The sequence below is a fragment of the Pseudomonas gingeri genome (assembly GCF_013386115.1).
GTDB lineage: Bacteria > Pseudomonadota > Gammaproteobacteria > Pseudomonadales > Pseudomonadaceae > Aquipseudomonas > Aquipseudomonas gingeri.
This window is the reverse complement of the sequence record NZ_JACAOR010000005.1, coordinates 351,546-365,405: the sequence shown is the minus strand read 5'-3', so window position 1 is coordinate 365,405 and position 13,860 is coordinate 351,546. Positions and strand designations below refer to the sequence as shown.

The window sequence follows — 13,860 nt, the reverse complement described above, 5'->3', positions numbered from 1 at the left end:
GCCGGATTCGGACCGGAAATTACTGGCCCAGCAAGCGACCGATGCTCGGGTCCTTGAAGACCCGGGTCAGCGCATCGCTGAGCACGTCGCTGATCAGCTTGGTGTTGGTTTCTTCATTGGGCGCCATGCCGAAACGCTGGTTCAGCGACGCACCGTACTGGCCGCTGTAGCGCTGGTTGGCGTTGGTCACGTCGGAGCGGAAGTTGGCACCGATGGTCGCCTCGGTCACATACGTGGAGTCCTTGGGCGACTGATAGGTCAGGTCCGACAGGGTCACGGTCAGGCTCGGGGCGTTTACCGCGTTGGGCGTCGGGGTATAGCCCAGCAGGCGCACGGCGGCTTCGGCCTGGGCCTGGAGCTTGGGCACGATATCGGCGCCCTGGACGGTGATGGCGCTGGTTTCAGGGTACAGGCCACCGCGGGTTCCCAGTACCGGCGAACGACGGCCATCGACGACCCTCACCACCACCTGCTGACCATGGCCCACCGGCGCCAGCTGGGTGGTGAGCTTGGGTTGCGGGCTGAGCTGCTGGGGGCTGTTGGCACAGCCGACCAAGGTCAGACTGGTCACAGTGATCAAACCGAACAACAGGCGTTGCAACATGCTCATCTCTCCAAGGACTAGGCACAATCAGGTCAGCAGTATAGCCGTGCGCCCGGCCCAGCCACCAGACACCCCACCGACTTGCCCTTCGTTCAGGAAGCGTTCATGTCACAAGGTATTCATATGAACTACATTTGCACGTAATGCTTGCGTATCAAGCTTGTGACAATTCTCCATCAAAGGCTCTCCGCCATGGAATTTCTCTGGTATCTGTTCTTCCCGCGCAAGCCCCATCGCAGTTTCGCCCTGCTGGGAGCCGACGGTCGCTGCCAGGCCTTCAAGCAGTGCGAGCTGCCGCCGATGGGCGACGGCTGGGTGGAAATCGAGGAAATCCGCCTGGTCTGGCTGCACCAGCCATTGCCCGCCAGTGCCCGTGTCAGCCCGCGCGTACGACACTCGCGCCGCCCCCAGCCGTTGACCATCTGACCGGACGGCTAATAAAAGTCATTTAACAGGATCATTTCTGCGCGATTCTTAGTTACAATCTCCCCCCGATTATAAGGACGTCTCCTGATCGGGCCTCGCAGCATCGTTAATGCCCCGGCATTAGCTCCCCCGCACCGCCCACAGAGAGCCGCCCACACAGATCGAGTGAAGTCGGCGGGCTTGCTGTCACACCTGCAAACCACCGTTTTTACCGAATCTGCCAGAGCTGCCCTTGCGCTCGTTCACTGAGCTGTTTGCCCGTACGCCAGCCTCGTTTCCCGGCCGGCATTTGCTTCGCGGGTCCGGTGACAGGCTGCGGCAGCCCTTTTTTGAGGTTCACGTCTTCAAAAGAGCGTGAAAAAACGGGTATTCACTACTTCACGAGAGTGTGGCGAGCAAATGAAAAGTTTTGCGTCTGGAAATGCACCATCAGCGTCCTCAACGACTCAATCACACAGGACCCGATATTCCCGGACAGGTGCCTGAAGCCTGTCCGCTCACGGATTTGGTTGCACGATCGGATGCTCTCGACCATAAGTCGAATTGCCGGAGGTCGCCTGAAATGCGTTCATACGCACCTCAAGCCCACCGACAGCGTCCGCTGAAGTTGCAAAAAATTGCGAAGAATCGGACATGGCGAACCTGGCCATGAGTGACCTCGGGCTGCTTGAGCCCGGTCAATTCCTGGCGGCCATGCCGTCAATGTGGTGCTGCAGATTTTGGAGACGCGTTAATGGCGCATAACGAAGCAGTCGATGTGGTCCTGGTTGGGGCCGGCATCATGAGTGCCACCCTTGCGGTGCTGCTCAAAGAGCTCGACCCCGGTATCAAGCTGGAAGTCGTTGAGCTGATGGATTCGGGTGCCGCGGAGAGTTCCAACCCGTGGAACAACGCCGGGACCGGCCACGCCGGGCTGTGCGAGTTGAACTACACGCCACAGGCCGCCGACGGTTCCGTCGACATCAAGAAAGCCGTGCACATCAACACCCAGTTCGAGGTGTCGAAGCAGTTCTGGGCCTACCTGGCGCAGAAAGGCACCTTCGGTTCGTGCAAGTCGTTCATCAGCCCGGTGCCGCACCTGAGCTTCGTCCAGGGCGACAAGGGCATTGCCTTCCTGAAGAAGCGCTTCGAAGTGCTGCACCAGCACCATGCCTTCGCCGAGATGGAGTACACCGAAGACCGCGCGAAGATGGCCGAGTGGATGCCGCTGATGATGCCGGGCCGCCCGGCCGACGAGCCGATCGCCGCGACCCGCGTGATGAAAGGCACCGACGTCAACTTCGGTGCCCTGACCAACCAGTTGCTCAAGCACCTGACCAGCGCCCCGGATGCCCAGGTCAAGTACTGCAAGCGCGTGACCGGTCTCAAGCGCAACGGCGCCGGCTGGACCGTGAGCATCAAGGACGTGAACAGCGGCAACAGCCGTGAAGTCGACGCGAAGTTCGTCTTCCTCGGCGCCGGCGGTGCCGCCCTGCCCCTGCTGCAGGCTTCGGGCATCGAGGAAAGCAAGGGCTTCGGCGGCTTCCCGGTCAGCGGCCAGTGGCTGCGTTGCGACAACCCGGAAGTGGTCAAGCACCACCAGGCCAAGGTCTACAGCCAGGCCGCCGTGGGTTCGCCGCCGATGTCCGTGCCGCACCTGGACACCCGGGTGGTGGATGGCAAGAAATCCCTGCTGTTCGGACCCTATGCCGGTTTCACCACCAAGTTCCTCAAGCACGGCTCGCTGATGGACCTGCCGTTGTCGGTACGCGCCGGCAACATCGGCCCGATGCTGGCCGTGGCCCGCGACAACATGGACCTGACCAAGTACCTGATCAGCGAAGTGATGCAGTCGATGGAGCAGCGCCTGGAATCCCTGCGTCGCTTCTACCCGGAAGCCAAAGCCGAGGACTGGCGCCTGGAAGTGGCCGGCCAACGGGTGCAGATCATCAAGAAAGACCCGAAGAAAGGCGGCGTGCTGCAGTTCGGCACCGAACTGGTCGCGGCCAAGGACGGCTCGCTGGCTGCCCTGCTCGGCGCCTCGCCGGGTGCTTCGGTCACCGTGTCGATCATGCTGGAACTGATCGAGCGCTGCTTCCCGGAAAAAGCCAGGGGTGAATGGGCTGCCAAGCTCCAGGAAATCTTCCCGGCCCGGGAAAAGGTCCTCGAAACCGACGCGGCGCTGTATCGCCAGATCAACAGCCGGAACAACATCAGCCTCGAGCTGGTGGAGCCAAGCAGCGAGACCGAAAGCTACGCCTGAGGTCATCGCCCATGAAAAACGCCCCGCTCTTCGATTGAAGAGCGGGGCGTTTTTTTGGCTGGACACTATTCTGCAAACGCCCCTGTAGGAGCCTGGCTTGCCAGCGAAGGGGATCGCAGGATCGCCAGAAGCTTCGCTGGCAAGCCAGGCTCCCACAGATTGCGTGGCGCCTGGAGAACAGCTATCAGCCGCGGGCGTTGTTGATCAGCTCGATGTAGTCAGGGGCGTTGCGCTGGTCCTGGATCAGGGCGACGAAGTCCTGGCCATGCTCATCCTTGCCGTCGAGGTCATAACCGGCCTCCTTGAAGAACACCAGGAAACGCTCGAAATCGTCGATCCGCAGGCCACGATAGGCCTTGATCAGCTTGTGCAGGGACGGCGAAGTCGCATCGACCGGCTCGAAGTCGAGGAACAACTTGATCTGCGCGTCGCCGATCTCGTCACCAATCACCTGTTTCTTATCTTTGCGCATTACCGGCTCCAGCCACAGACATTACACGGGGCGGGCAGTTTACCCCCGCATCTGCTCCGCTCTCAACGAGTACGAACTGATCCGGTATGCAGGTCGGCCCAGATGTGCCCGTTGGCGTAGGTGAGGAACTGGCAATACACCGTGTCGTTGCGCAGCAGGTCCATGACCACCCGGTACTGGGTCAGCGGGTAATACAGGTTGAGGGTCTTGCTCTGCTCGTCGAACATCGGTTTCTTCAGGCTTTTGCTTTCGCCGTCGAAGCTGATCAGCACCTGGCTGATGGTGGCCCCCTTGCTCAGGGGCTTGCCCTTGAGGCGCAACAGCAATGGCGAGGTGACCGGAATCGGCTGCTGGTTGGACTGGCGCTGGTTGCCGACCACCACCGAATACTCGGTGACTTGCAGCAGTTGCTGTTGCTCGGGCTCCTCGCCACGCAGCGACAGGTCGTCCGGCGGCAGATACTGCCCGTGCATGGGCGCGCCCGGCGCGGCTTCGGCCGCCAGGGGCAGGCCGGCGAGCATCAACAAGGTCACGGCGCTACGCATCGAAAGGGTCATGACAGGCTCCAGAACGCATGGCCGGGCACTCTAGCACAGAGACCCGCGACGCTTCTTCGACAACAAAAACTGTGCTCCCGATCCCCTGCCCGGCGTCTAGCAGCATGTAGTCCTGCGACCCCGCGGGAAGTGACTGCGAGCCCGAGCATGCAAGCGCTGTTGAACGAGATCCTCGATGAAGTCCGGCCCCTGATCGGCCAGGGCAAGGTGGCCAATTACATCCCGGCGCTGGCCGATGTGCCGGGCAATCAACTGGGTGTTGCCGTGTACAGCAACGACGGCGAGGTGTTCTACGCCGGCGACGCGCAGACGCCCTTTTCGATCCAGAGTATTTCCAAGGTGTTCAGCCTGGTCCAGGCGATCAACCATTCCGGCGAGGCCATCTGGGAACGCCTGGGCCACGAGCCCTCGGGGCAGCCGTTCAACTCGCTGGTGCAGCTGGAATTCGAACGCGGACGGCCACGCAATCCGTTCATCAACGCCGGCGCGCTGGTGATCTGCGACATCAACCAGTCGCGTTTCGCCGCCCCGGCGCTGTCGATGCGCGACTTCGTCCGGCGGCTGTCCGGCAATATGCAGGTGATGGTCGACGGCAAGGTGGCCGAGTCGGAATACCAGCACCGCGCGCGCAACGCGGCCATGGCCTACCTGATGCAGTCGTTCGGCAACTTTCACAACGATGTGGAAGCGGTGCTGCGCAGCTATTTCAGCCACTGCGCGCTGCGCATGAACTGCATCGACCTGGCCCGGGCCTTCTGCTTCCTGGCCAACGATGGCTTCTGCAAGCACAGCGGCGAGCAGATCCTGACACCACGCCAGACCCAGCAGGTCAATTCGATCATGGCCACCAGCGGGCTGTACGACGAGGCCGGCAACTTCGCCTATCGGGTCGGTTTGCCGGGCAAGAGCGGAGTGGGTGGCGGGATTGTCGCGGTAGTGCCGGGGCGCTTTACCGTGTGCGTCTGGGCGCCGGAACTGAACGCCGCCGGTAATTCGCTGGTGGGCATGGCGGCGCTGGAACTGCTGAGCCAGCGCATTGGTTGGTCGGTGTTCTGAAGCCCCCTGTGGGAGCCGGCTTGCTGGCGATTGCGATCGGGCAGTCGACATTGTTGTCGCCTGATACACCGCTATCGCCAGCAAGCCGGCTCCCACAGGATGATCGTTCCCACGCGGAGCGTGGGAACGATCAATCGAAGACTCAGGTAATCGGCGCGGGGTTGAACAACGTAATGTCGTTATGCAGCTTGTGCCGCTCGGCCCAGGTCTGCTGCTTGCCGCTGGCGACATCCAGGTAGTAATGGAACAACTCCCAGCCCAGTTCCTCGATGGTCGCCCGTCCGGTGGCGATACGCCCGGCATCGATATCGATCAGGTCCGGCCAGCGCTGCGCCAGCTCGGTCCGGGTCGAGACCTTGACCACCGGCGCCATCGCCAGCCCATACGGCGTACCGCGCCCGGTGGTGAACACATGCAGGTTCATCCCCGCCGCCAGCTGCAAGGTGCCACAGACAAAGTCGCTGGCCGGTGTCGCGCAGAAGATCAGGCCCTTGTGGGTAAAGCGCTCGCCCGGGCCCAGCACGCCATTGATCGCGCTGCTGCCGGACTTGACGATCGACCCCAGGGACTTCTCGACGATATTCGACAGGCCACCCTTCTTGTTGCCCGGCGTGGTGTTGGCGCTGCGATCGGCCTCGCCCTTGGCCAGGTAACGGTCGTACCAGTCCATCTCGCGCACCAGCGCCTCGGCCACCGGCAGGCTCTCTGCTCGTGAGGTCAGCAGGTAGATGGCATCACGGACTTCGGTGACTTCGGAAAACATCACCGTCGCCCCGGCCCGCAGCAGCAGGTCGGACGCATAGCCCAATGCCGGGTTGGCGGTGATCCCGGAAAACGCATCGCTGCCGCCGCACTGCATGCCCAGGATCAGCTCCGACGCCGGCACGGTTTCCCGGCGACGCTGGTCGAGCTTCTTCAGGCGGGTTTCGGCCAGTTCCATGATCTGCTCGATCATCTCGGTGAACCCATGGCTAGAGTCCTGGAGGCGATAGAGCCAGGGCTCGCTCAGGTCCACCGAACTGTCGCCTTCATGCATCACCTGCCCGGCCTGCAGCTTCTCGCAGCCCAGGCTGATCACCAGGGCTTCACCGCCCAGGTTCGGATTGCGCGCCAGGTTGCGCACGGTACGGATCGGGATATAGGCATCGGTCGCCGTGATCGCCACGCCGCAGCCGTAGCTGTGGGTCAGCGCCACCACATCATCGACATGGGGGTACTTGGGCAGCAGTTCATCCTTGATGCGCTTGACCGCATGGTCCAGCACACCGGTCACGCACTGCACGGTCGTGGTGATGCCGAGGATATTGCGCGTGCCGACCGTACCGTCCGCGTTGCGATAACCCTCGAAGGTAAAGCCCTCCAGGGGGGCCTGGGCCGGCGGCACGTCGGTGGACAAGGGCAGGCTGTCCAGTGGCGGCGCGGTCGGCATGCGCAACTGGTCTTCCTTGACCCAACTGCCGCGCGGGATCGCTTGCAGGGCATAGCCGATGGTCTGGCCATAGCGAATCACTTCGCCGCCTTCGGCGATATCCACCAGGGTCACCTTGTGACTCTGGGGAATGTGCTCGACGGTCACCAGGCCGTCCGCGAAAGCGGTGCCGGCCGGTACGCCCTGGTCGTTGACCACGATCACCACGTTATCCCGCGGGTGCAGGCGGATAGAGCGCGGCGAGTCGGAATGTTCAATCAACTGCATGAAGCCGCTCCTCAGGAATGCGCTTGGGACAGGTGCTGGGGTTGCGCATCATGCTTCGGGCCGGCGGGCGGCTCGCGCAATTCGACACGCTTGATTTCACCGACGATCACCAGGTAGCTGATCACCGCCACCAGCGCATTGGCGCCGACGAACACCAGTGCCCATTTGAAGGAACCGGTGGAACTGATGATGTAGCCGATCACGATCGGCGTGGTGATGGAGGCAATGTTACCGAACATATTGAACAGGCCACCGCTGAGACCAGCGATCTGTTTCGGTGAAGTATCGGACACCACCGCCCAGCCCAGTGCGCCGACCCCCTTGCCGAAGAACGCCAGGGCCATGAAGCCCACGACCATCCATTCGATGTCGACATAGTTACAGGCGACGATCGTGGTCGACAGCAGCAACCCGCCGATGATCGGTGCCTTGCGGGCGAAGGTCAGGGAGTGGCCCTTGCGCAACAGGTAGTCGGAGATGATCCCGCCGAGCACGCCGCCGATAAAGCCGCAGATCGCCGGCAACGAGGCGATGAAGCCGGCCTTGAGGATGGTCATGCCACGCTCCTGTACCAGGTACACCGGGAACCAGGTCAGGAAGAAGTAGGTGATGCCGTTGATGCAGTACTGGCCCAGGTAGACACCGAGCATCATGCGGTTGGTCAGCAACTGGCGGACGTAGTCCCATTTCGGACCATTGCCGGCGCCCTTGCCCTTGTCCTGGTCCATGTCGACCATGCCGCCGTTTTCAGCGATGTGGTCGAACTCGGCCTGGTTGATCAGCGGGTGCTGGCGCGGGCTGTGGATAACTTTCAGCCAGATCAGCGAGAACACGATACCGACACCGCCCATCACCACGAACACATGCTGCCAGCCGAAGGTGTAGACGATCCAGCCCATCAGCGGTGCGAACAACACCGTGGCGAAATATTGCGCCGAGTTGAAGATGGCCGAGGCCGTGCCGCGTTCGGCGGTCGGGAACCAGGCGGCGACGATGCGCGCGTTGCCGGGAAAGGACGGCGCCTCGGCCAGGCCCACCAGGAAACGCAGCATGAACAGCGCAACCACGGCGGTGGAGACGCCGAATTCGCCGACATAACCTTGCAGCACAGTGAACAGTGACCAGGTGAAGATGCTCAGGGCATAGACCTTCTTCGAGCCGAAGCGGTCGAGCAGCCAGCCGCCGGGGATCTGCCCGAGCACGTAGGCCCAGCCGAAGGCGGAGAAGATATAACCGAGGGTGACGGCGTCGATGCCGAGGCTTTTCTGCAGGCTGGAGCCGGCAATGGCGATGGTGGCCCGGTCGGCGTAGTTGATCGTGGTCACCAGAAACAGCATGAGCAGGATCAAATAGCGGACGTGAGTCTGCTTGGTCGCTTGCATGTAGATGTACTCCCACTCTTTATTTTTTTACGCGGGTAAAACATTCAGGGATGTACCGCACGGAGCCTCAGGCAAGAGCCCCGTGCGGGTAAAGCGCGTTACGAACCGATGTAGCTGGTCTTCACGACCGTGTAGAACTCCTGCGCGTAGCGGCCCTGCTCGCGCGAACCATAGGACGATCCCTTGCGGCCGCCGAACGGCACGTGATAATCCACGCCCGCCGTCGGCAGGTTGACCATCACCATCCCGGCCTGGGAGTGGCGCTTGAAGTGGTTGGCATACTTCAACGAGGTGGTGGCGATACCGGCGGACAGCCCGAACTCGGTATCGTTGGCCATCTCCAGCGCCGCTTCGTAATCCGCCACGCGGACGATATTGGCCACCGGGCCGAAGATCTCTTCGCGGCTGATGCGCATCGAGGCTTCGCTGTCGGCGAACAGGGTCGGCGCCAGGAAGTAGCCTTCGGTATCGCAGGTCACCAGTTCACCACCAGCTACCAGCCGCGCCCCTTCGGACTGGCCGATGCCGATGTAGCTCAGATCCTGCTCCAGTTGTGCCTGGGACACCACCGGACCAATGTCGGTACCGCTCTTGAGGGCGTGACCGACCTTGATCGAACGCATGCGCTCGGCCATGGCTTCGACGAATCTGTCGTGGATCCCGGCAGTGACGATCAGGCGGCTGGACGCCGTGCAGCGCTGGCCGGTGGAGTAGAACGCGCTCTGCACCGCCAGCTCGACGGCCTGCTTGAGGTCGGCGTCATCCAGGATGATCTGCGGGTTCTTGCCGCCCATCTCCAGTTGCACCTTGGCCTGGCGCGACACGCAGTTGACGGCGATCTGCCGGCCGACGCCGACGGAGCCGGTGAAGCTGATGCCATCGACCTTCGGGCTGTTGACCATGGCATCGCCGACCAGGCGGCCGCTGCCCATCACCAGGTTGAAGACACCGGCCGGGAAGCCGGCGCGGGAGATGATTTCCGCCAGGGCCCAGGCACAACCCGGCACCAGTTCGGCGGGCTTGAGCACCACGCAGTTGCCGTAGGCCAGAGCCGGGGCGATCTTCCACGCCGGAATCGCGATCGGGAAGTTCCACGGTGTGATCAGGCCAACCACGCCCAGGGCTTCGCGGGTCACTTCGACATTCACGCCGGGGCGTACCGACGGCAGGTAATCGCCCGACAGGCGCAGGCATTCGCCAGCGAAGAACTTGAAGATATTACCGGCACGGGACACTTCGCCGATGGCTTCCGGCAGGGTCTTGCCCTCCTCCCGGGCCAGCAGGTTGCCGAGCTCTTCGCGACGGGCAAGGATCTCCGAACCGACCTTGTCCAGGGCATCGCTGCGCGCCTGGATACCCGAGGTGGACCAGGCGGGAAACGCCGCGCGCGCGGCATCGATCGCTGCCTGGACCTGGGTCAGGTCGGCCTTGGCGTACTCACCGATGACATCGGACAGATCGGACGGGTTGATATTGGCCGAATACTCGGCACCGGCGACCCATTCACCGCCGATGTAATTATCGAAACGCTTTGCTTGTGCCACGGAAAACCTCCAGAACCGAAAAAGCCGCTGATCGCTCAGCGGCCTGGTGCATGTGTCGTTATTGCGCGCCTTGCTTGTCGATCAGTGCGGCCAGGGCTTCGTACTCGTCCGGCAGCAGGTCGGTCAGCGGGGTGCGCACAGGGCCGGCGTCGTAGCCGACGATCTTCGCCCCGGCCTTGACGATGCTCACGGCGTAGCCGGCGCGACGGTTGCGGATATCCAGGTACGGCAGGAAGAAGTCATCGATGATCTTGCCGACGGTGGCGTGGTCTTCACGGGCGATGGCGTTGTAGAAGTCCATCGCGGTTTTCGGGATGAAGTTGAACACCGCCGAGGAGTAGACCGGCACACCCAGGGCCTTGTAGGCCGCGGCATAGACTTCGGCGGTCGGCAGGCCGCCCAGGTAGCTGAAACGATCGCCGAGGCGGCGACGAATCGACACCATCAGCTCGATATCGCCCAGGCCGTCCTTGTAGCCGATCAGGTTCGGGCAACGCTCGGCCAGACGCTCCAGCAACGGAGCGGTCAGGCGGCAGACATTGCGGTTGTAGACCACGACGCCGATCTTCACCGACTTGCACACGGCTTCAACGTGGGCCGCGACCCCTTCCTGGCTCGCTTCGGTCAGGTAGTGCGGCAGCAGCAGCAGGCCCTTGGCCCCCAGGCGTTCGGCTTCCTGGGCGTATTCGATGGCCTGGCGGGTGGCGCCGCCGACACCGGCGAGGATCGGCACGCTACCGGCACAGGTGTCGACGGCGGTCTTGACCACTTCGGAATATTCACTGGCGGCCAGGGAGAAGAACTCACCGGTGCCACCGGCGGCGAACAGCGCCGTGGCGCCGTATGGGGCCAGCCACTCCAGGCGTTTGACATAACCAGCGCGGTGGAAATCGCCCTGGGCATTGAAATCGGTCACCGGAAAGGACAGCAGGCCGGAAGAGAGGATGGACTTCAGTTCTTGTGGATTCATTATTCGAACACCCTGGAAAGCACGTTGTGATGAAAGAGACGGGTCAGCCTTGCTGATGTCGTACGTCATCGTACAACTTAAATAACAAAGGTCAACAGGTATCGCTCAAGAGAGCCCTCAGACATTTCCATCCTTGACGTAGGAAAGTTTTCATCTATGCTCGAATTAACTGTATATACATACAGTTATATTGATGAAATATCCGACATATCAAGGAGCTAGAAATGTCAGGAATTGAACGTACGCCGCAGGAAATCCTGCTGCACGACGGCAAGCTCATTGCCGGGCTGGACAGTCTTTTTACCGAACAGGGCATCGCGATTCCGGGCGATGGCACGGCCATCGTGCTGCTCGCCGAGGGACATCACACCCTCAAGTACCATCGCCCTGAGCATCTGCCGACGGCCCCGGGAGCCGCAGCCAAAGGTTCGCCGCAGGCGCGCTTCGAGGGCGGCGAACACACTGCCATCGGCGACAGCACCCTGCTGCGTTTTGCCAGGGACGCACCGGCCATTCCGGCCTGGCAGGTCGAACTGCACCTGAGCAACGGCCTGGCCCTGACCTACGGCCAGGTCATCGCCCTGGGCGGCGATTTCTACGGTATCGCCGATCGCCCGATCGCCGATGGCGGCACCCCGGCGGAACGCCAGGCGCGCTTTACCGCGGCCTTCAACTCATTGGCGGTACTGCCCGCCTCGCGAGAAGAGGCACAGAAGATCCTGCAGGTCATGAAGAGCGAAATCACCGCGGCCAACCAGGCGATCCGGGATGGCCGGCAGCCGCACGAAGCCTACGACGAACTGGGCGATACCCTCTCGGGCGAATGGAACAAGATCACCGGCGGCGGCAGTTTTGCCTCCCCCCTGTTTCCCCTGGGGCGCTACCTGAAACTGGCCGCCAGCAACTGGGACCATTTTGGCGAATGGGCCCTGCTGGCCTACCAGGCCGGTCATGCCGTGGCCCTGCAACAGGCTGTTGTCGCCCGCCAGAGCGGCAGCGACCAGGACCTGGAACTGGCCTATGCGATGAATGCCTTCGCCGACCACTTCCTCACCGACCTGTTTTCCGCCGGTCATTTGCGTGTACCGCGCAAGCAACTGGCCGACAGCGTCACCCCCAGCGACGTGGGCTCGTTGATTTCCCGCTTCATGCACGACGAGGACAGCAAGTACGGCCTGAAAGTCAGCAACGCCAAGGGCGAGCGCTGGAACTGCTATGGCGACAAACGTTATTTCGACACCCTCGACAACAGCAACCGACTACAGGTCAAACAGGCGGTTCAGCAATCGGTAGACGAAGTGTTCGCGACGTTCCTCAGCGGTGTCGTCGTACCACCGCAAGCCTACGCCGCCCTGCGTTCGGTCCCGGACCTGGCGAAGGTGGAGAACAGCCAGGACAGCCTGAACTTCGCCCCACTGTTCGCCCTCAAGGGCAAGACGGTGATGCGCCGCAACGACGTCAACAACCTCAACGACCGCAGCCAGAGCGATAACTGGTGGGGCTGGAGCACCTACCTGCTGCTCCAGGACTACAAGCCGAACAAACCCGCCGGCTACCTCAACCCTCCGGGCGGGGCACCGACGATCAAGGCCGACGGCTGGCAGAGCCGCACACCCAGCGAACCCAACTGGCTGCCGGGTCATGCCGTACGTTATGCCTTCAGCTACACCAATGGACTGGACGAATCCTATATCGGCCCGTGGACGGCCTATGCCGAACTGACCGACCGCTTCCAGCCGACCCTGACGGTGCCGCTGGATGCGTCGGCGGGAGCCGGGGGACGCAATGTGTTCCGGCAGTTCCGTGGCGGCTCGCCGGAATTGATCGGCACGCTGGACAGCCAGGCCACGACCTTTATCGACAACCACCAGTGACAGGGAAAGCAACCATGACCTTTACCGTAAAACTCGAACTGGCGTCCGGTCAGTCACTCAAGGATATGCCGCTGGAACTGCTCGCCGATGGCGTGGCGATTGCCCGCGCGACGGCGGACGCCGAGGGGAAAGTGATCTTCGATGTGCAGGCACAAGCCGCGAAATGGGCGGTGCGTGTGGATCGCACGATCCTGCAAGGCGCATAGAACGCCTGTGGCGAGCAGGCTTGCCCGCTCGCCACAGAAGATCGTGCAAACTCATCTCAACCGCGCTGCGCCTCGGCTTCCTCATGGGCCTGGCGCAAGCGCTCGCGGCTGTTGGTCAGGTGCAGGCGCATCGCCGCCCGCGCCGCATCGGAATCCTGGCGGGCGATCGCCTCATAGATCTCTTCGTGCTCGCGTCCCAGCCGGTTCATGTAGTGCTGCTGGTCATCATGGGCCAGGCGCGCCGAATTCAGCCGCGTACGCGGAATGATGCTGGTGCCCAGGTGGGTCATGATATCGGTGAAATAGCGGTTGCCGGTGGACAAGGCAATCTGCAGGTGGAACTGGAAATCGGAAGCCACCGCATCACTGGCATGGGCCGCGCTTTCATTCAGGGCATCCAGCGCCGCCCGCATCGCCGCCAATTGTTCGGCCGTACGCCGCTGCGCCGCCAACCCGGCCGACTCGACTTCCAGGCTGATGCGCAACTCGAGGATCGCCAGCACATCGCGCAAGGTCACCACCGTGGCCGGGTCGATACGGAAACCGCTCGGGCTCGGCGTATCCAGCACAAAGGTGCCGATCCCGTGGCGGGTTTCCACCTGCCCCGCCGCCTGCAGGCGGGAAATCGCCTCACGGACCACCGTGCGGCTGACCCCGTGGGCATCCATGATCGCCGACTCGGTAGGCAGCTTGTCGCCGCGCTTGAGTTGACCGTCACGGATCTGCTCGGTCAGGACCGTGACCAATTCCTGGGCAAGACTGCGGCGCTTGCGAGGTGCGCGGAGCGCGGCGCTCTGGTTTTCCATACGAACATCTATCTCGGCTGAACGG

At 62.5% G+C, this 13,860-nt stretch carries 13 protein-coding genes; 5 read left to right on the top strand and 8 right to left on the bottom strand.

The window, feature by feature from the left end:
- Positions 1-19: 19 nt before the first annotated feature.
- The gene (locus tag HX881_RS09645) at positions 20-604 is read right to left on the bottom strand and encodes a YajG family lipoprotein (RefSeq protein WP_017123558.1); all 585 of its coding nucleotides are present in this window, start codon (positions 602-604) and stop codon (positions 20-22) included.
- 192 nt (positions 605-796) lie between these two features.
- Between HX881_RS09645 and HX881_RS09640 the strand changes: the two genes are divergently transcribed.
- Together HX881_RS09640 and mqo are read left to right on the top strand one after the other, a co-directional pair.
- Positions 797-1,030: a hypothetical protein gene (locus HX881_RS09640; protein WP_017123557.1), complete on the top strand. Its 234-nt coding sequence runs from the start codon at positions 797-799 to the stop codon at positions 1,028-1,030.
- Between the two features lie 733 nt (positions 1,031-1,763).
- Positions 1,764-3,272 (top strand): malate dehydrogenase (quinone), encoded by a 1,509-nt coding sequence (gene mqo / locus HX881_RS09635; protein WP_103032576.1) that lies wholly within the window; start codon positions 1,764-1,766, stop codon positions 3,270-3,272.
- A gap of 184 nt (positions 3,273-3,456) precedes the next feature.
- Here mqo and HX881_RS09630 read toward each other — a convergent pair whose 3' ends face one another.
- Both HX881_RS09630 and HX881_RS09625 read right to left on the bottom strand, forming a co-directional pair.
- Positions 3,457-3,744, bottom strand: a complete 288-nt coding sequence (locus HX881_RS09630) for a PA4642 family protein (RefSeq protein ID WP_017123555.1) — start codon at positions 3,742-3,744, stop codon at positions 3,457-3,459.
- A 62-nt stretch (positions 3,745-3,806) separates the two neighbouring features.
- On the bottom strand, positions 3,807-4,301 hold the full coding sequence (locus tag HX881_RS09625) for a hypothetical protein (protein WP_017123554.1): 495 nt from the start codon (positions 4,299-4,301) through the stop codon (positions 3,807-3,809).
- A 147-nt stretch (positions 4,302-4,448) separates the two neighbouring features.
- On the opposite strand from HX881_RS09625, the gene glsB reads away from it, so the two are divergent.
- Positions 4,449-5,357, top strand: a complete 909-nt coding sequence (gene glsB / locus HX881_RS09620; RefSeq protein WP_017123553.1) for a glutaminase B — start codon at positions 4,449-4,451, stop codon at positions 5,355-5,357.
- A 142-nt stretch (positions 5,358-5,499) separates the two neighbouring features.
- Here glsB and garD read toward each other — a convergent pair whose 3' ends face one another.
- The 4 genes from garD to kdgD all read right to left on the bottom strand — a co-directional run bounded on the left by garD (position 5,500) and on the right by kdgD (position 10,949).
- A complete protein-coding gene (garD, locus tag HX881_RS09615) occupies positions 5,500-7,053 on the bottom strand; it encodes a galactarate dehydratase (protein ID WP_177084126.1) in 1,554 nt (517 codons plus the stop codon).
- 11 nt (positions 7,054-7,064) lie between these two features.
- Positions 7,065-8,435 (bottom strand): MFS transporter, encoded by a 1,371-nt coding sequence (locus HX881_RS09610; RefSeq protein ID WP_017123551.1) that lies wholly within the window; start codon positions 8,433-8,435, stop codon positions 7,065-7,067.
- A 98-nt stretch (positions 8,436-8,533) separates the two neighbouring features.
- On the bottom strand, positions 8,534-9,979 hold the full coding sequence (locus tag HX881_RS09605; RefSeq protein ID WP_177084124.1) for an aldehyde dehydrogenase family protein: 1,446 nt from the start codon (positions 9,977-9,979) through the stop codon (positions 8,534-8,536).
- Positions 9,980-10,037: 58 nt separating this feature from the next.
- Positions 10,038-10,949, bottom strand: a complete 912-nt coding sequence (kdgD, locus tag HX881_RS09600; RefSeq protein ID WP_017123549.1) for a 5-dehydro-4-deoxyglucarate dehydratase — start codon at positions 10,947-10,949, stop codon at positions 10,038-10,040.
- A 224-nt stretch (positions 10,950-11,173) separates the two neighbouring features.
- Here kdgD and HX881_RS09595 point away from each other — a divergent pair, with 224 nt between their 5' ends.
- Together HX881_RS09595 and HX881_RS09590 are read left to right on the top strand one after the other, a co-directional pair.
- Positions 11,174-12,823 carry a phospholipase gene (locus HX881_RS09595; protein ID WP_177084122.1) on the top strand — a complete coding sequence of 550 codons (1,650 nt, stop codon included), beginning with the start codon at positions 11,174-11,176 and terminating at the stop codon, positions 12,821-12,823.
- Between the two features lie 14 nt (positions 12,824-12,837).
- Positions 12,838-13,029: a hypothetical protein gene (locus HX881_RS09590; RefSeq protein WP_017123547.1), complete on the top strand. Its 192-nt coding sequence runs from the start codon at positions 12,838-12,840 to the stop codon at positions 13,027-13,029.
- A gap of 56 nt (positions 13,030-13,085) precedes the next feature.
- Here the strand turns inward: HX881_RS09590 and HX881_RS09585 are convergent, their stop codons facing one another.
- Complete coding sequence (locus tag HX881_RS09585) at positions 13,086-13,835, bottom strand: FadR/GntR family transcriptional regulator (RefSeq protein WP_017123546.1); 750 nt, start codon at positions 13,833-13,835, stop codon at positions 13,086-13,088.
- Between the last annotated feature and the right edge of the window lie 25 nt (positions 13,836-13,860).